General features: G+C 40.2%; 9 protein-coding genes. 7 read left to right on the top strand and 2 right to left on the bottom strand.

Annotated elements, in window-relative coordinates:
• Positions 1-919 precede the first annotated feature (919 nt).
• The 7 genes from HMPREF0659_RS08495 (at position 920) to HMPREF0659_RS08530 (ending at position 12,559) form a co-directional block, all read left to right on the top strand.
• Positions 920-2,032 (top strand): MORN repeat-containing protein, encoded by a 1,113-nt coding sequence (locus HMPREF0659_RS08495; protein ID WP_013265735.1) that lies wholly within the window; start codon positions 920-922, stop codon positions 2,030-2,032.
• A 40-nt stretch (positions 2,033-2,072) separates the two neighbouring features.
• On the top strand, positions 2,073-4,157 hold the full coding sequence (locus HMPREF0659_RS08500) for an alpha amylase C-terminal domain-containing protein (protein ID WP_013265605.1): 2,085 nt from the start codon (positions 2,073-2,075) through the stop codon (positions 4,155-4,157).
• Between the two features lie 4 nt (positions 4,158-4,161).
• Entirely contained in the window at positions 4,162-5,118 is a 957-nt protein-coding gene (locus tag HMPREF0659_RS08505) for a DUF6057 family protein (RefSeq protein ID WP_013265393.1), read from the top strand.
• A 667-nt stretch (positions 5,119-5,785) separates the two neighbouring features.
• Positions 5,786-7,090, top strand: coding sequence for a hypothetical protein (locus tag HMPREF0659_RS08515; RefSeq protein ID WP_044046049.1), 1,305 nt, complete (start codon positions 5,786-5,788; stop codon positions 7,088-7,090).
• A 47-nt stretch (positions 7,091-7,137) separates the two neighbouring features.
• Positions 7,138-8,499 carry an imelysin family protein gene (locus tag HMPREF0659_RS08520; protein WP_013265652.1) on the top strand — a complete coding sequence of 454 codons (1,362 nt, stop codon included), beginning with the start codon at positions 7,138-7,140 and terminating at the stop codon, positions 8,497-8,499.
• A gap of 116 nt (positions 8,500-8,615) precedes the next feature.
• Positions 8,616-10,313, top strand: coding sequence for a di-heme oxidoredictase family protein (locus HMPREF0659_RS08525; protein ID WP_044046050.1), 1,698 nt, complete (start codon positions 8,616-8,618; stop codon positions 10,311-10,313).
• Positions 10,314-10,393: 80 nt separating this feature from the next.
• Positions 10,394-12,559: a cytochrome c biogenesis protein CcsA gene (locus tag HMPREF0659_RS08530; RefSeq protein ID WP_013265639.1), complete on the top strand. Its 2,166-nt coding sequence runs from the start codon at positions 10,394-10,396 to the stop codon at positions 12,557-12,559.
• A gap of 233 nt (positions 12,560-12,792) precedes the next feature.
• On the opposite strand, the gene HMPREF0659_RS08535 is transcribed toward HMPREF0659_RS08530, so the two are convergent.
• On the bottom strand, positions 12,793-13,545 hold the full coding sequence (locus HMPREF0659_RS08535) for an ABC transporter ATP-binding protein (protein WP_044046051.1): 753 nt from the start codon (positions 13,543-13,545) through the stop codon (positions 12,793-12,795).
• The gene (gene secA, locus HMPREF0659_RS08540; protein WP_013265387.1) at positions 13,526-16,885 is read right to left on the bottom strand and encodes a preprotein translocase subunit SecA; all 3,360 of its coding nucleotides are present in this window, start codon (positions 16,883-16,885) and stop codon (positions 13,526-13,528) included. The genes HMPREF0659_RS08535 and secA overlap by 20 nt, the downstream gene beginning before the upstream one ends.
• Positions 16,886-16,903: the final 18 nt, after the last annotated feature.

Here is a 16,903-nt window from a genome sequence, read left to right on the forward strand (position 1 = left end):
AAATAATCGTGAAAAAGTTTTGTTGTGTGCGCAAACAGTTGTACCTTTGCATTGTCAAAAGACAAATATAGATTGTTTAGGTTAGTAGTAATAGATTTAGGTTTTTAGTTATTATTTTAAGGTAGAACAAAAGAGATTGTTCAGGTTAGATTTAAAATAGGTTTAGTTAAGGTAATAAGAGATTGATTAAAGGATAACAATGATGCAAGATGATTGGGGAACGCCGAGAGGCGCGAACCAAAAGTCAAGCTCAAAGAGCTCACAGAAATGTGGGTATTAAAGGGCACAGCAAATTACTTGCTGTGCCCTTTAATTCTTTTGTAATGAGTGTTCTTTCTCGATGAAGTTCTCCAAGAAACATATAGAAGAGATGTTTTATGCAATGTTGTAATGGTAATAAAGCATCTATATCCTTGTCTTTACCCAACATTCTGATGATGCGCACATGTTGTGCGGAGGCTTAGCACATAATGTGCGGAGGCTTAACACCATTTGTGCGGATGGTAAATAGCATTGGTGTTGAATGTTCTTTGTTTTGTAAAATATAGTCAATGTGATTACAGATTGAGGTTGCAAAGGTGTTATATCACCCGCTGCAGATATTAGTTTGATATTGAACTTACTTTTACAAAGAAATAAGATATAATTCAATGTCTGCTTTTTTATAGTGACACATCTTGAAAATTTAATTATAAAAAGAGAACTTTATCCTATTAGTTTAAATATCATATTCCCTCACTTTGTTCAAATTTCTTTATCATTTACAATGGATTTCGCCCCTTCTCTGTAAAAGTAAATGCTTACAAACGTAATTTTGAGAACATGGCTTAAAAATGTTTTATAAATTTGTTGTTCTCAGTTGAAATCGGTATCTTTGCATATAGGTTATTTTAATTATAATAAACTAAAAACGAGAAACGTGAAACATAAATATATCATCATATTGTTACTTCTCCTTCCTTCGTATCTCTTTGCACAAAACATAGAGATAGGTACTTGTACAACAACGGATGGAGGAACTTATCATGGACAGATGTTCCGTGGTAAACCAAATGGTAAAGGAAAAACAACTTATAAGAAAGGTAATGTCTATGAAGGCGATTATATGAAAGGTTTACGCCATGGACAAGGAACCTATAAGTTTGCAGATGGTGAGAAGTATGTAGGTCAGTGGTTCCAAGATCAGCAACATGGGCAAGGTGTTTACTACTTTGCCAATGGTAATCGTTATGATGGTTTATGGTACAAGGACTATCAGCAGGGACAGGGAACAATGTATTATTACAATGGTGATAAGTATATTGGCAACTGGGACCATGACAAAAGAAGTGGTGAAGGAAAGTATATTTTTGCCAATGGAGCGTTTTATGAAGGCTCATGGAAGAACGACATGAAGAACGGACATGGTAGTTTCAAATGGCCTGACCGCTCATCGTTTACAGGAAATTGGGTGAATAACCTAAAAGAAGGTAAAGGAATTTATATTTATGCTGATGGTGATGAATATAATGGAGAGTGGAAGAATGACCTACAGAATGGTAAGGGAATCTATAAATTCAAGGATGGTGAAAGCTATGATGGTGAATATTTAGATGGCGAACGCACAGGACAAGGCATCTTCCGTTATAAGAATGGCGACCAATATTCTGGCCATTTCCTTAAAGGACTTAAGTCTGGCTATGGTACAATGTCATGGAATAATGGCGATATCTATGTAGGTTATTGGGAGAAAGACATGCAGAACGGACAGGGTAAACTGACCAAGAAGAATAAGGATGTGTATGAAGGGCAGTTCCGAAATGGTTTATTAGAAGGACTAATCATCATACACTATGCTGATGGCAGTAAGTTCCGTGGCAGCTACCACAATGGCAAAAGAAATGGAACAGCTGTTGAGGAGTCTGCAGATGGCGTACGTTTTGAAGGTAACTATCGTGATGACCACCGTGATGGAAAGTTCATTGAGCGTGATAAGAATGGTAAAGTAACTGCCAGCGGTTATTATGAAAGAGGAAAACGCTATACGAATTAGTCTTTACAAAATATAACAAATAACATAAAGCTTATCTACCATGGTTACAAAGAAGACCACAACAAAGAAGGCTCCAGTCAAAAAGACTTCTGCTAAAACGACAAAAGTGAAGGAGCCGTCTCACATAGGACTCGTTAAGAATGATGCCTATTTGGCTCCTTATGAGGATGCAATTCGTGGACGTCACGAGCATGCTCTTTGGAAGATGAATCAGCTTACTCAGAATGGTAAGTTGACACTCTCGGATTTTGCAAATGGCCATAACTACTATGGTTTGCATCGGACAGCTGACGGATGGGTATTTCGTGAATGGGCTCCTAACGCTACTGAGATTTATCTTGTTGGTGATTTCAATGGTTGGAATGAGCAAGAAGCCTATCAATGTCACAGGATTGAAGGTACTGGTAACTGGGAACTTACGCTCCCACATGATGCTATGCAGCATGGTCAGTACTACAAGATGCGTGTACATTGGGAAGGTGGAGAAGGTGAGCGCATCCCTGCTTGGACACAACGTGTTGTTCAAGATGAAGCAAGCAAAATCTTCTCTGCACAGGTATGGGCACCTGCTGAGCCATATGTTTGGAAGAAAAAGACCTTTAAGCCACAGACCTCTCCACTCCTGATTTATGAGTGCCACATTGGTATGGCACAGGATGAGGAGAAGGTTGGAACATATAATGAGTTCCGTGAGAAGGTATTACCACGTATAATTAAGGACGGATATAACGCCATTCAGATTATGGCTATTCAGGAACATCCTTATTATGGTAGCTTTGGTTATCACGTTAGCTCTTTCTTTGCAGCCAGTTCACGCTTCGGAACGCCTGAAGAGTTGAAGGCACTCATTGATGAAGCGCATAAGAATGGCATTGCTGTTATCATGGATATCGTCCACTCTCATGCTGTTAAGAACGAGGTGGAAGGCTTGGGCAACTTAGCTGGTGATCCTAATCAATACTTCTATCCGGGTGAGCGTCATGAGCATCCAGCATGGGATTCGCTATGTTTCGACTATGGTAAAGACGAGGTTCTCCACTTCCTTTTGTCTAACTGTAAATACTGGTTAGAGGAATATCACTTTGATGGTTTCCGCTTTGATGGTGTGACTTCAATGCTTTATTACAGTCATGGATTAGGTGAAGCATTCTGCAACTATGCTGATTATTTCAATGGTCATCAGGATGATAACGCTATCTGTTATTTGACACTTGCCAACTGTCTTATCCATGAGGTAAACAAGAATGCAGTAACGATTGCAGAGGAAGTGTCGGGTATGCCAGGTTTAGCAGCTAAGTTTAAAGATGGTGGATACGGCTTTGATTATCGTATGGCAATGAATATTCCAGACTACTGGATAAAGACTATCAAGGAATTACCAGACGAGGCTTGGAAGCCATCTTCTATCTTCTGGGAGATAAAGAATCGACGTTCTGATGAGAAAACTATTTCTTATTGCGAATCACACGACCAAGCGTTGGTGGGCGATAAGACTATTATCTTCCGGTTAGTAGATGCAGATATGTATTGGCATTTCCGTAAGGGAGACGAAACAGAGATGACTCATCGTGGCATTGCACTGCATAAGATGATTCGTCTTGCCACTATTGCTGCTATTAATGGTGGCTATCTGAACTTCATGGGTAATGAGTTTGGTCATCCAGAGTGGATTGATTTTCCACGTGAAGGAAATGGATGGAGCCATAAGTATGCCCGTCGACAGTGGAACTTGGTTGATAATGAGGAATTATGCTATCACTTGCTTGGCGACTTCGACCGTAAGATGTTGGAGGTAATTACAAGTGAGAAGAAGTTTAATGAGACTCCTATCCAAGAGATTTGGCACAATGATGGCGACCAGATATTGGCATTTAGTAGGGGAGAGTTAGTCTTTGTATTTAACTTCTCACCATCACATTCTTATTCTGATTATGGTTTCTTGGTGCCAGAGGGATCTTATAATGTAGTATTAAACACAGATGCCAGAGAGTTTGGTGGCTTTGGCTTTGCTGATGATACAGTAGAGCATTTCACAAATAGCGACCCTCTTTATGAGAAAGATCATAAAGGCTGGCTCAAACTTTATATACCAGCTCGTAGTGCTGTAGTATTGAGAAAGAAATAAATTCATGATGGAAAGTAAGTTTATGCGTGCTATTTGCGCAGTACTATTTTGCTCATTCACATTCTGTTATCTGTTTTTCTATCAAGCAGATGTGATGACCGTAGTACAGCACTTGGCTTCAGGAAGGCAAACCTTCTATGATCCAATGTTGGGTGCAGTGCTGATAACATTTACTTTAAAGTTACTCCAAATGGGTGTAAGCTCATTGTTTAAGTTGAAGAAGCGTGGCTTTGGCTTGACTTACTTTCCATCTTTTCTTATTCTTACAATCATCTCTGACCTTCGTCCTACAGCCGATAGCGTAACGTTTGGCAATTGGTTATGGATAGCTCCTTTACTATTGTTAGTTTACACTTTTGTAATGTTTGCTGTCAAACGCTTTGAACCTTATGAGCCAGAATCGCGCAGCTATGGTCCGTTTTCACAGATGATTTGGATAAACCTATTGCTTTTTCTTGGCTTTTTCTTGTTTATAGGACTCTTTAGTAATAGTGATAGGTATTTTCATCAACGTGCTAAAGTTGAAGCTTTGATTGATAAAAAGGATTATGCAGGTGCATTGGATGTAGTACGAACAATGCCGCATACGGATTCTGTAACATCTATGCTAACCGTCTATGCAGTTGCGCGTAGAGGTCATTTAGCAGACAGTCTTTTCCATTATCCTTTGGAGGGTGGGGCAAGTACATTACGCCCAGGAAAGGTACATTCGTGGCTACAACCTGATAGTGTACTCTATAAAGTTACCCGTAATTCAGCTAACTATCAGTTGACAGGTTTCTTGTTAGATCGCAATCTTAATGACTTTGCTCGCTATCTTCCACAGTATTATCCTGCAGATAGCCTTCGTCCACGTTATTATAAAGAAGCTCTCAAGATTCTCTCGCTTAAGAACCGAGGATTAAGACTTATTGCACCTTATAAAAAAGGTAGCTATGCTTCCTATTATTATGCGAAGTAGCATTCTTCTTTATACAATAAATTTAGGTTAGAAATATCTTTACAAATATCGTAAAATATTCTTTTAAAAATCGAATAAAACACTATTTCTCGGGATTGTTGTAACTTGCAGCGTATCAGTATGTTGTAAAGATGCTTGCGAAGCGGTGCTTAATTGGACTTCAAAAGGGCGTTAATATGACCTCAAAAGGGCATCTTTTGCAAGCCAAGAGGGCGTCTTTTCGAGTCCAATTAAGCATCAATAAAAATCTACGAAAGAAAAAATCCTTACATAATCGCCAATTTGTTGACTTGCTTTTAGCTCCAATAGCCTTTAAAATCTTAAATAGGGTGTTGTTTGTTTTTGTAACGACGGTTCAATAGAATGTGTACGTTATAAATATATATAGGTGGTTTTAGGATTATAATAGATGTTAGTATGTAATTCGTCTAATACGGAAACGTGATTATTGTGACCTTAATAATTAGTTGTGATAAAATAGTCTATTTATGTAATGGGCTGTTTGTATTATTTTCAATAATACCTAAATATGGTGAAAAACCTGAATAAAAGGGTGAGTGTTGTGGTGTGACTTAGGTACATAATTTCAATATATTTAGGTATTGTCATTTAATTCAGAAAACTCTACCTTTGTATCCAAGTTATAAATATATTAAATAATAACTCAATGATGAAGTTTATATCTGGGGTAACTTTTGCCGTACTCCTTTTTGGTACGACCGCAGTACATGCACAAGTAAATGCAGCCGATTCTGTTATGACACATGCTAAAGGCAATAAGTTAAGTCTTGGCGGTTATGGTGAAGCTGCTTATTCTCGCAATTTTTACAGTGATAATGGTAATCGTTATACGACGCCAGGTCTTTATAAGAAGGACCCAAGCCATGGAAGATTTGATATTCCGCATGCCGTTATCTATCTTGGTTATGATTTTGGAAAAGGTTGGTCTGTAGGATCAGAGATTGAATTTGAGCATGGTGGCTCTGGTTCTGCTATTGAATATGAGGCAGACGAAGCAATTGAGTTCGAACATGAAACAGAGAAAGGTGGAGAAGTTGAACTTGAGCAGTTCTGGCTTCAGAAATCATTCAGTAAAGCATTTAATATTAGAGCAGGTCATATTGTAGTCCCATTTGGTTTAGTGAATGCACATCATGAGCCATTAAACTTCTTTACAGTATATCGTCCTGAAGGGGAAAACACAATTCTTCCAAGTACATGGCATCAAACAGGTATTTCTTTCTGGGGTAAGGCAGGTGATTTTAGTTATGTTGCACAGATGATTGCAGGATTGGATGCTTATCATTTTAGTCGTGCTAACTGGATTCAGAAAGGCACATCAAGTCCTTTCGAGTTCGAGGTTGCTAATAAGTATGGTTTCCTTGCACGTGTAGACAATCATACTATTCCTGGTCTTCGTATTGGTGTTAGTGGCTATGTTGGCCAGGCTATGCACAACAACGTTCCACATGATAGTGAGAAGGGAGAGAAGAAGAAGATTAAGGGTAATGTCTATCTTGGTAGTTTAGACTTCACCTATAATAAGTATAATTGGATTGCACGCGGAAACATTGACTATGGTTATGTAAGCAATGCGCAAGAGATTTCACAGCTTTCATACCCTAATGTACAGTATGTTAAGCCTTATGAGTCAGGTAATGGTAAATACTTCGGAAGTCATGCAATGGCAATGATGTTTGAGGTTGGTTATGATATCTTCTCTCAGATTCACAAGTTGCGTGAAGACAATCAGAAGCTTTATGTCTTTGGACACATCGAGCACTATGACTCTTACATCCATGCTGTAACTAAGCAGTGGACTAATAGAACCGTTCTTGCAACAGGTATTAACTATTATCCTATCCCACAGATTGCTATTAAGGCAGAATACAACTACCGTAATCTGAAGAAGGGATACAATGATGAGCCAGCAATTAATATTGGTATAGCTTATCAAGGATTCTTCCTTTAAAAGACAAAGAATAAAGATCGAATAACCATTATTTAAAAAAGATTGTAATGAAAAAAGTAACAAAACTTGCTATGTTCCTTCTTGCAGGAACATTAGCTACGGGGTTTGTGTCATGTAGTAGTGATGATGATGAAGTCATTAATACAACAATCCTCACACCAGAACAGCAATCAGAGTTAAGTAAGATTGCAAGCGAGAGTAGCGCAAATGCAAATAAGACAGAGATGGGTAAGGTTGTTGCCAACTACATTAATGAAGTTGTTAAACCTACATATTTAGACTTGGCAGAGAAGTCTGATATTCTTTATAAGGCTTGCCAGAATCTTTATCAGAAGCGCAAAGCAGGTACACTGACTCAGAATGACATTGATGCTGCTTGTGAAGCTTTCAAGGCTGCACGTAAGGACTGGGAGCAGAGTGAGTCATTCCTCTATGGTGCTGCATCTGATAATGAGATTGACCCACATATCGACTCATGGCCGCTCGACCATGATCAGTTGACAAGAGCATTGAATAATGCAGATGTTATCGCAGGTATTAATGGAGAGAATCCAGCCAAGTATGTTTATGACAACAATGGAAATTTCGACTCTGTGTTAGGTTTCCATGGCTTGGAGTTTGTACTCTTCCGTAATGGTAAGAACCGTACAGTAGCAGCCTTCAATGCTGAGAAAGAGACAGAAGCAGGTCTTACAAGTGTAAGTACAGTGAACGAAGCAGCCTTTGCAGCAGCTGTTGCAGGTGACCTCCGTAACATGACTTATCTCTTGGAATATGGTTGGTTAGGTACAACTATCCCAACATCACATTTGAATCAGCTTGCAAATGCTATGTGGGTAGTCAATGGAACACGTCACAGAGGACTTTCTGCAAAGTTAATTCCATATCGTGATTATTCACAGTTCGCCACAAAGGAGAATGGTATGTTTGCTTCATGGCATGAGACACTGAACAATATCTTTATTGGCGGATGTAGTGGTATTTGTGAGGAGGTCGCTTCACAGAAACTTGGTCAAGCTTATCGTAAGGCTACAGGTACTGGTACTGCAGACGATGCAGCTAACTATATTGAGTCACCTTACAGTAAGCGTTCATTCCAAGATTACCAGGATAACATCTATTCTATCAAGAATTCACTCTATGGAGTTCGTGGTACAGAGAACATCTCTACTCCAACTCAGTACTCTATTATGAACTTTTTGAAGAACAACAACTATCCTAAGTACAATGAGTTGAACAGCGCTCTTAACGAAGCAATTGCAGCCTTGGAGACAGCTAAGAAGAGTGGTATTGCATTCATTGACCAACCAGGTAATCCACAGGTTAAGACTTGCATTGATAAGGTTGATGCTTTGAACGAAGCTCTTAATGCTGCTGGTACATGGATTAATCAACAGACAGATAAGTAATCCAACTCTTGCAAATCTGAAAAGCAAAGATAATATAAAGATAATTTAAAGAACGTAGCTTTGTCTTCTTTAGGACAAGGCTACATTTCAAACGTACATTTAAACTATAAAACATTATGAGACACAACAGCTATAGCAATTTTTTACTTGCTGGAGCACTATTATGTTTGTTTGCTGCATGCTCAGACGACAATGTTTCACCAGAAACACCACTGAAGCCATCAGAGCCTGAAACGAAGTACATTGGTCAAGCGGTAGGTAACTTCTCTGCTGACGAATGGTATCCAGGTGGTAAGCTTGGCACAACTGAGAATACTGCTGCAGGTGGTTATGAGGACAACACACCAGCCATCGACGAACAAGGACTAACTGATCTCTTCAATCAAGGTGATATGATGGCAAGTGCTAAGTATACCCTTAGTACCGAACCATACAAAGGTTGGGGCCCTGTAGCTTCACGTCGTTCATGTGAGTATTGCCACTCTGGCGGATATAGCCATGGCCATAGTCGTAATGACATGGAACCAGTAAAGGGCAATGGTTACATCGTTTCTGTTTATACACCTGATGCTCCAGGAAGCAATAATGGTACACCAATTGACCAGTTGACTACCTTTACGATGCTTCAAGCTGTAGAGCCATTCTTGCCACCAGTAGATCCAAAGCAGATAAAGATTACTTGGCATGATGTTACTTCAATGCCAAGCGGACTCCCAATGCAGTTCCCTGATGGTGAGAAGTTTAGTCTTCGTTATCCTTCTGTTGCTATTCCACAGTCTGCTTTCAACACAGACCCAGTGCCAAGCAACTATGAAGTACGTTTGATAGCTTCATGTAACTTCCAAGGACTTGGTTTGATAGATGCAATCTCTAACGAAGACCTGGAGAAGCAATACAAGGCAGAAGGACAGCACGTAGAGTTGAACCCAGAGTTCTTCGATAACACGACAAAGCAGTTGAAGCCTGAAGCATGGGCAAGTGATTATTTTGGAAACAAGTTCATCAAGCGTTTCAACTACGACTTACTTGATGGCTGTCTTGAGAATGATGTAGCTTTGTGGGATGAGTTGAACATCTTACGTTCAGATATTAAGCATATCTGTTCTACAGAGCCATGGGCAAAGGCGATGTCTGAGAATGAGAATGTGATTAGTTACATTCAACAGCATGGTAGCAATCCTAACTCTTACGTACATCCATATTACAATGATGGAACCCGCGAAGGTATAAAGAAGGCAGTAGGCTATTTGCTTTCTCCAAACGATAATGTTGACTTGTATAATAATCCTTACTTCAACTTCAAGCCAGAGGTGAGCGACGACGCTTATCATGCATTTATGGTTTGGCACAGAGGTATTGCTGTTCCAAGAGCAAGAAACTTGAACGACAAGGACGTACAGCGTGGTAAGGAACTCTTCACAACAGAGTTAGGTTGTGCACACTGTCACAAGGCTTCTTGGACAACAGGTGCAGACAATCATGGCTCTTCTAAGATTCTTGGTAATAAGCAGTTGCCTAAGTATGCTAATCAGAAGATTTATCCTTACTCAGACTTTATCCAGCATAAGTTGGATATGAAGAATGATATTCATGGTTCATGGTGCCGTACAACACCTTTATGGGGTAGAGGTCTGTCACTTATCAACTCTGGTGCAGAAGATCGTCTCCATGATGCTCGAGCACGCAATGAGATTGAAGCAATCATGTGGCATGCTTATAGTAAGAACAGTCAGGCTTATAATGCTGCTGTGAAGTTCTATAAGTTGCCTAAGGCTGATAGAGATGCAGTGGTTAAGTTCATACGCTCTATCTAATTTTTAGTAAGTAACAAGAACATTTATAGGAAGAAGATGTAGTCTCAGAAGGACTCATCTTCTTCTTTATTATCTTACAGATGCGAACAAAGAAGACGCTTGAAATTATTTATATTCTCCTTGTAATAGTGATGGCAACGGGGACAATCATTGGGAAATATACCAGTCTTGATTATGTTTCAGACAACATCTTCGGGTCGTGGTGGTTTTGTTTGTTGTGGGCTATTGGTACTGCAGCAGGCATTGTTTATTTTCTAAAGCGAAAGATTCGTCGGCCAATTGTTATAACATTACATTTGTCTTTTGTTGTAATTCTCCTTGGTGCATTGCTAACTCATCTCACCTCTAATAAAGGTGTGGTACATCTTCGACAAGGGAAAGCGATAGATACGTATATTACCAAGGATGGAAACGAGGCTAAACTACCATTCAGTATTCAACTGAACAAGTTTACTGTATCTTACCATGCTGGCAATATGGCTGCAATGGATTATGCGTCAATTGTTACACTTATCCAAGGAGATAAGCATGAACAGTATCAGATTTCAATGAATAATATCTACTCTGGATATGGCACACGCCTTTATCAAAGTAGCTATGATGAAGACATGAAGGGTAGTTATCTCTCTGTTAATTCCGACCCGTATGGAATTCCTGTTACTTATTTAGGTTATGCTCTTCTGTTTTTCGGACTTATTGCGATGCTTATTGACCCTAAGGGAAACTTCCGACGTTTGCTCCGTAAGGAAGCAATAGCTGGCATCATGTTGGTGATGGGCTGTTTGAATACAAGTGCACAGCCTGCATTACCACGTCAGACTGCTGACGAGTTTGGAAAGATATTGATTGTATATAATGGACGAATTTGTCCTATAGAGACATATGCTATCGACTTTACCAAAAAACTTTATGGTAAGAAAAGTTACAAAGACTTTACTCCTACTCAGGTTTTAACGGGCTTTATGTTCTGGGGACAAGAATGGATGAAGGAGCCTATCTTAAGACTAAAGGGAGCTGAACTGCGTAATAAACTGAACTTAAATGAATATATTTCTCCTATGAGTTTGTTTGGACAACAAGGTTATATCTTAGGACCTTACCTACAAGATGCACATAAGCAGGAGAATGACAATGTATCAAAGCAGTTGCTTGATACAGACGATAAGATGATGCTGTTGATGGAATTAACACAAGGTAAACCCCTCAGAATCTTCCCTTATATGTCTAAAAGTAATACTGTTGACTGGTTTACACCTACTGATAGATATCCGAAAGATATGCCAAAGGAACAGCAACAGTATATTCGATCTATTCTTCCTTTAGCGGGGCAGCTTGCCAGACAGGGGAAAATAGATATGCTGAACGAGCTTATCTTAAAATTAAGAAAGTACCAATATAGATATGGTGGCAATACTATTCCATCTGATACAGTGATTAAAGCAGAGGGAATCTACAATCATTTCCCATTTGCAACTATACTTTTCATTTTTAATTTGACAGCAGGTTTACTCTCAGTCTTATTTCTTGCACATAAGAAAAGATATAGATTTTTTACCTGGTTAATGTCTCTCTCATGGTGCGTTCTTACCTTTACGTTAGCTCTGAGATGGGTTATTAATGGTACGATCCCACTTGCTAACGGCTATGAGACGATGTTACTGTTATCTTGGCTCATCATGCTTGTATCTGTTTTGACGACAAGGAAGCTACAACTTATGACAACTTTCGGATTACTCATGAGTGGTTTTATGCTTCTTGTAAGTCATCTTGGCGAGATGGATCCAAGTATTACGCCGCGTATGCCTGTGCTGAATAGTCCACTATTAAGCATTCATGTAAGTATCATCATGATTTCTTACGCACTTCTCTCTCTTACGTTTATTAGTGCGATAGCCTATTTTCTTACTTGTAATAGTAAACGAGAAAGCATTATGGCTGCTAATCGCCAGTTGACCGTTCTTTCACAGATTTTCCTCTATCCAGCCATAACAACATTGGGATTAGGAATATTTATTGGAGCTATATGGGCTAATATTAGTTGGGGAAGCTATTGGGGATGGGACCCAAAAGAAACGTGGGCTTTGATTACCTTCATGATTTATGCTATCCCCTTGCATACCAATTCTTTTTCAGCATTAGGTAAACCAAAGAATTATCATCTCTTTATGTTACTGTCATTCTTTAGTATACTTATGACCTACTTTGGTGTCAACTATATCCTTGGTGGTATGCATTCTTATGCTTAAGGTGTACATGTGTGTTGTACTCATATGTTTATTTAGAGTTAAGGAGGTCTTCGCACAAATGGTGTTGACCATTAGCACCATATGTGCGGGGCTGCAACACCACATGTGCGGAGCAGTCGTACACTAATAGATAAGGACAAGAAAAGTTCGTTTTTGTTGTTGCTTACAAACGAATAAGGTCTGAATGTTTCGCACATTCAGACCTTATTCGTTTCTAATATTGTTTTATGTCTCTACAAGAAGTAGTTCTCTAACTCCTTTATCGACTCCTCTGTTATGTCATCAATATTCTTTATAATCTCACCTTTCTCCATCAATACAATTCTATTACTGATATCTGTTGTATGGTGTAGATTGTGACTTGATATGAGAATAGAAGCCTTATGTTTCGTTTTATACTCTATCAAAAGTTTTTTAAGATGATTCTGACTACTTGGGTCGAGGAAGTTGAAAGGCTCATCAAGGATAACGAACTTTGGACAAGAGAGTAGGGCAGCAACTATGCCAACCTTCTGTTTGTTTCCTGCAGATAGTTCACGGATATATACTTTTCTGCCAAGAACCTCATCGCCAAGGAAGGATTGTAAGTTGTTAAGTCTTTCTTCCATCTCCAGTTCTTCAATGTTATTGACTTTCGCAATAAAGGTAAAGAACTCCTTTGGCGTAAGGAACTCTATTAAAAAACTCTCATCAAGATAAGCAGCTATATAACTTTTCCATGCGTCTTCAAGATGAGAAACTAAAGTCATATTGCTGTTAAGATTTGCTTTATCCTGTTGACTGTTTTCATCAGTAAGACAGAAGTTTACGATACCACTGTCGGCTTTGATTAGATTAAGAATCAGACGGAAGAGAGTTGTCTTACCAGCGCCATTATTCCCAACAAGACCAATAATCTCGTTGGAGGGAAAACAAAATTCGGGGATAGACACAGCTGTCTTATCCCCGAATTTCTTTATAAGGTTATTAACGGATATCGCGACCATGACAATTCTTAAATTTCTTACCACTACCACATGGACATGGGTCGTTTGGACGTGGCATCTTGTCTGCACGATATGGAGTGTGGTTTACTTCCTGTGCGCCTTCGCGGGTGTCATGCTGTGCTGCAGCAACCTGGTTAGGGTCATTTAGTTCCACCTTCTCCTCTCTGTACTGCTGGCTATGCTCCTCTGGCGCAGCCTCCTGAATGTCCTCAGCTGGCTGCATCTCTGGAATCTGACCACGCATGAGTACACTTGCAGTACGATTGTTCATATCGTCAATCATGTTGTCCCACAACTTCACACTCTCCAACTTGAAGATGAGCAATGGGTCTTTCTGCTCGTAAGAAGCATTCTGTACAGAGTGACGAAGGTCGTCTAACTGACGGAGATTCTCTTTCCAATCATCATCAATGATATGGAGAAGAATAACCTTCTCAAACTGCTTAACAACAGACTTAGCCTCGCTCTCATAAGCTTCCTTCAAGTCGCATGGTATGTTGTAAACGCGCTTACCATCTGTAATTGGAACCATGATACGCTCATACATTGCGCCTTGATTCTCATATACCTGCTTGATGATAGGCCATGCAACAGTCTGGATACGCTCTGTTTTGCGTGAGAAAGTTTCCATTGCAGCCTGGAAACTGCGCTCAGAAAGTTCAGAAGTGTTACCACCATTGAACTCTTCCTCCGTGAATGGACATTCCATTGCAAGAATCTTCAAGAATTGTTCCTTGCAACCCTCATAGTCATTGTTCTCAATGATATTTACACAACGGTCCCAAATAATGTTAGAGATATCCATGCCGATACGCTCACCCATCAAAGCGTGACGACGCTTCTCATAGATAACTGTACGCTGCTTATTCATGACATCATCATATTCCAACAAACGTTTACGGATGCCGAAGTTGTTTTCCTCAACCTTCTTCTGGGCGCGTTCAATACTATTTGAAATCATTGAACTCTCAATACGCTCACCCTCTTCAAAGCCGAGTCTATCCATTACCTTAGCAATACGCTCTGAACCGAAGAGACGCATCAACTTGTCTTCAAGTGATACATAGAATACTGATGAACCTGGGTCACCTTGACGACCAGCACGACCACGAAGCTGACGGTCTACGCGACGGCTCTCGTGACGCTCTGTACCGATGATTGCCAAACCACCAGCATCCTTCACTTCCTGAGAAAGCTTGATGTCGGTACCACGACCTGCCATGTTGGTAGCGATTGTTACTGCACCAAGACCATCTACAGAACGACCTGCCTCGGCAACAATCTGAGCCTCCTTCAAGTGCTGCTTAGCATTCAAAACCTGGTGTGGAATCTTACGCATGTTAAGCATCTTACTCAAAAGCTCACTGATTTCGACAGATGTTGTACCAACAAGACAAGGACGACCTTGATTTCTCATTGCCTCAACCTCGTCGATAACAGCTGCATACTTCTCACGTGCTGTCTTATAAACGCGGTCTTCCATATCCTTACGTTGGATTGGACGGTTGGTTGGAATCTCAACAACATCGAGTTTATAGATGTCCCAGAACTCACCAGCCTCAGTAGAAGCTGTACCCGTCATACCTGCAAGTTTGTGGTACATACGGAAGTAGTTCTGTAAAGTAATCGTTGCGAAAGTCTGTGTCGCTGCCTCTACCTTTACATGTTCCTTTGCCTCAACAGCCTGATGCAAGCCATCGCTCCAACGACGACCTTCCATGATACGACCTGTCTGCTCGTCGACAATCTTAACCTCACCATTCAAGACAACATACTCATCGTCCTTGTTAAACATGGTGTATGCCTTCAAGAGCTGTTGCAATGTGTGTACACGTTCACTCTGAACACCATAGTGAGCCATCAACGCATCTTTCTGGTCGATATATGTCTGCTCATCAATAATCTTATCATCCTTCTGCTTCTCAAGCGCAGAAAGCTCTGTGGTAATATCAGGTAATACGAACAACTGGTCATCTTTTACTTGTGCAGCTAACCATGCTGTACCCTTATCTGTGAGGTCGCATGAATTCAACTTCTCGTCTGTCACAAAGTAGAGAGGTTCGATAGCCTTTGGCATCTCACGGTTGTTATTGGCCATGTAATACTCCTCTGTCTTCAGCATACCAGCCTTGATACCTTCCTCAGAGAGGTATTTAATGAGGGCTTTGTTCTTAGGCAGTGCCTTAAATGAACGATAGAGGGCAAGGAATCCTTCCTCTTGGAGCTTCTGGAAAACCTCTTTATTGTTTGCATTCTTCTGTGCCTCAGCTAACTTGTGGCGAGCTTCTGAAAGAAGTTCTGTAGCCTGCTTGCGCTGAACCTCATAAAGGCTCTGTACCAATGGCTGGAATTCTTCAAACATCTGTACGTCACCCTTTGGTACTGGACCACTAATAATAAGAGGTGTACGAGCATCGTCAATTAACACAGAGTCAACCTCATCGACAATAGCATAGTTGTGCTGACGTTGTACGAGGTCGGCTGGTGATACTGCCATATTGTCTCGCAGATAGTCGAAACCAAACTCGTTATTGGTACCGAAGGTGATATCTGCTTGATAAGCCTTACGACGTGAAGGAGAGTTTGGTTGGTGTTTGTCAATACAATCAACTGAAAGACCGTTGAACATATAGAGAGGCCCCATCCATTCAGAGTCACGCTTTGCAAGATAGTCGTTGACAGTTACGACGTGAACACCATTACCAGTGAGGGCATTAAGGAATACTGGAAGGGTAGCAACAAGGGTTTTACCTTCACCAGTAGCCATCTCGGCAATCTTACCTTGATGAAGAACTGTACCACCGAATACCTGTACGTCATAGTGAACCATTTCCCACTTGAGGTCATTACCACCTGCTGTCCAGTGATTATGGTAGATAGCCTTGTCGCCATCAATAGTGATAAAGTCCTTTGAGGGGTCTGCAGCCAACTCACGATCGAAGTCGGTTGCTGTTACGATAGTTTCCTCATTCTCAGAGAAACGACGTGCTGTATCTTTAACAATAGAGAATGCTACTGGCATAACCTCATCGAGAGCCTTCTCATAGTTGTCAAGAGCTTCTTTCTCAAGTTTATCTATTTGATTGAAAATAGCTTCACGATCTTCAATCGGTGTAGCTTCAATTGTTGTACGAAGTTCGGTTATCTTCTCACGTTGTTCCTTACCTGCATCCTGGACATACTTCTGGATTTCCTTTGTCTTTGCACGCAATTCGTCATTGCTGAGTGCTTTAATCTCTGGATATGTAGCCTTTACCTTATCTACGTATGGCTGTATAAGCTTCATATCACGTGTTGACTTATCTCCGAAAAGTGCCTTTAATATCTTATTGAAATTCATTTATTCTAATTGAGTTTG

Source organism: Prevotella melaninogenica ATCC 25845, assembly GCF_000144405.1.
In the GTDB taxonomy this organism is placed as follows: Bacteria; Bacteroidota; Bacteroidia; order Bacteroidales; family Bacteroidaceae; genus Prevotella; species Prevotella melaninogenica.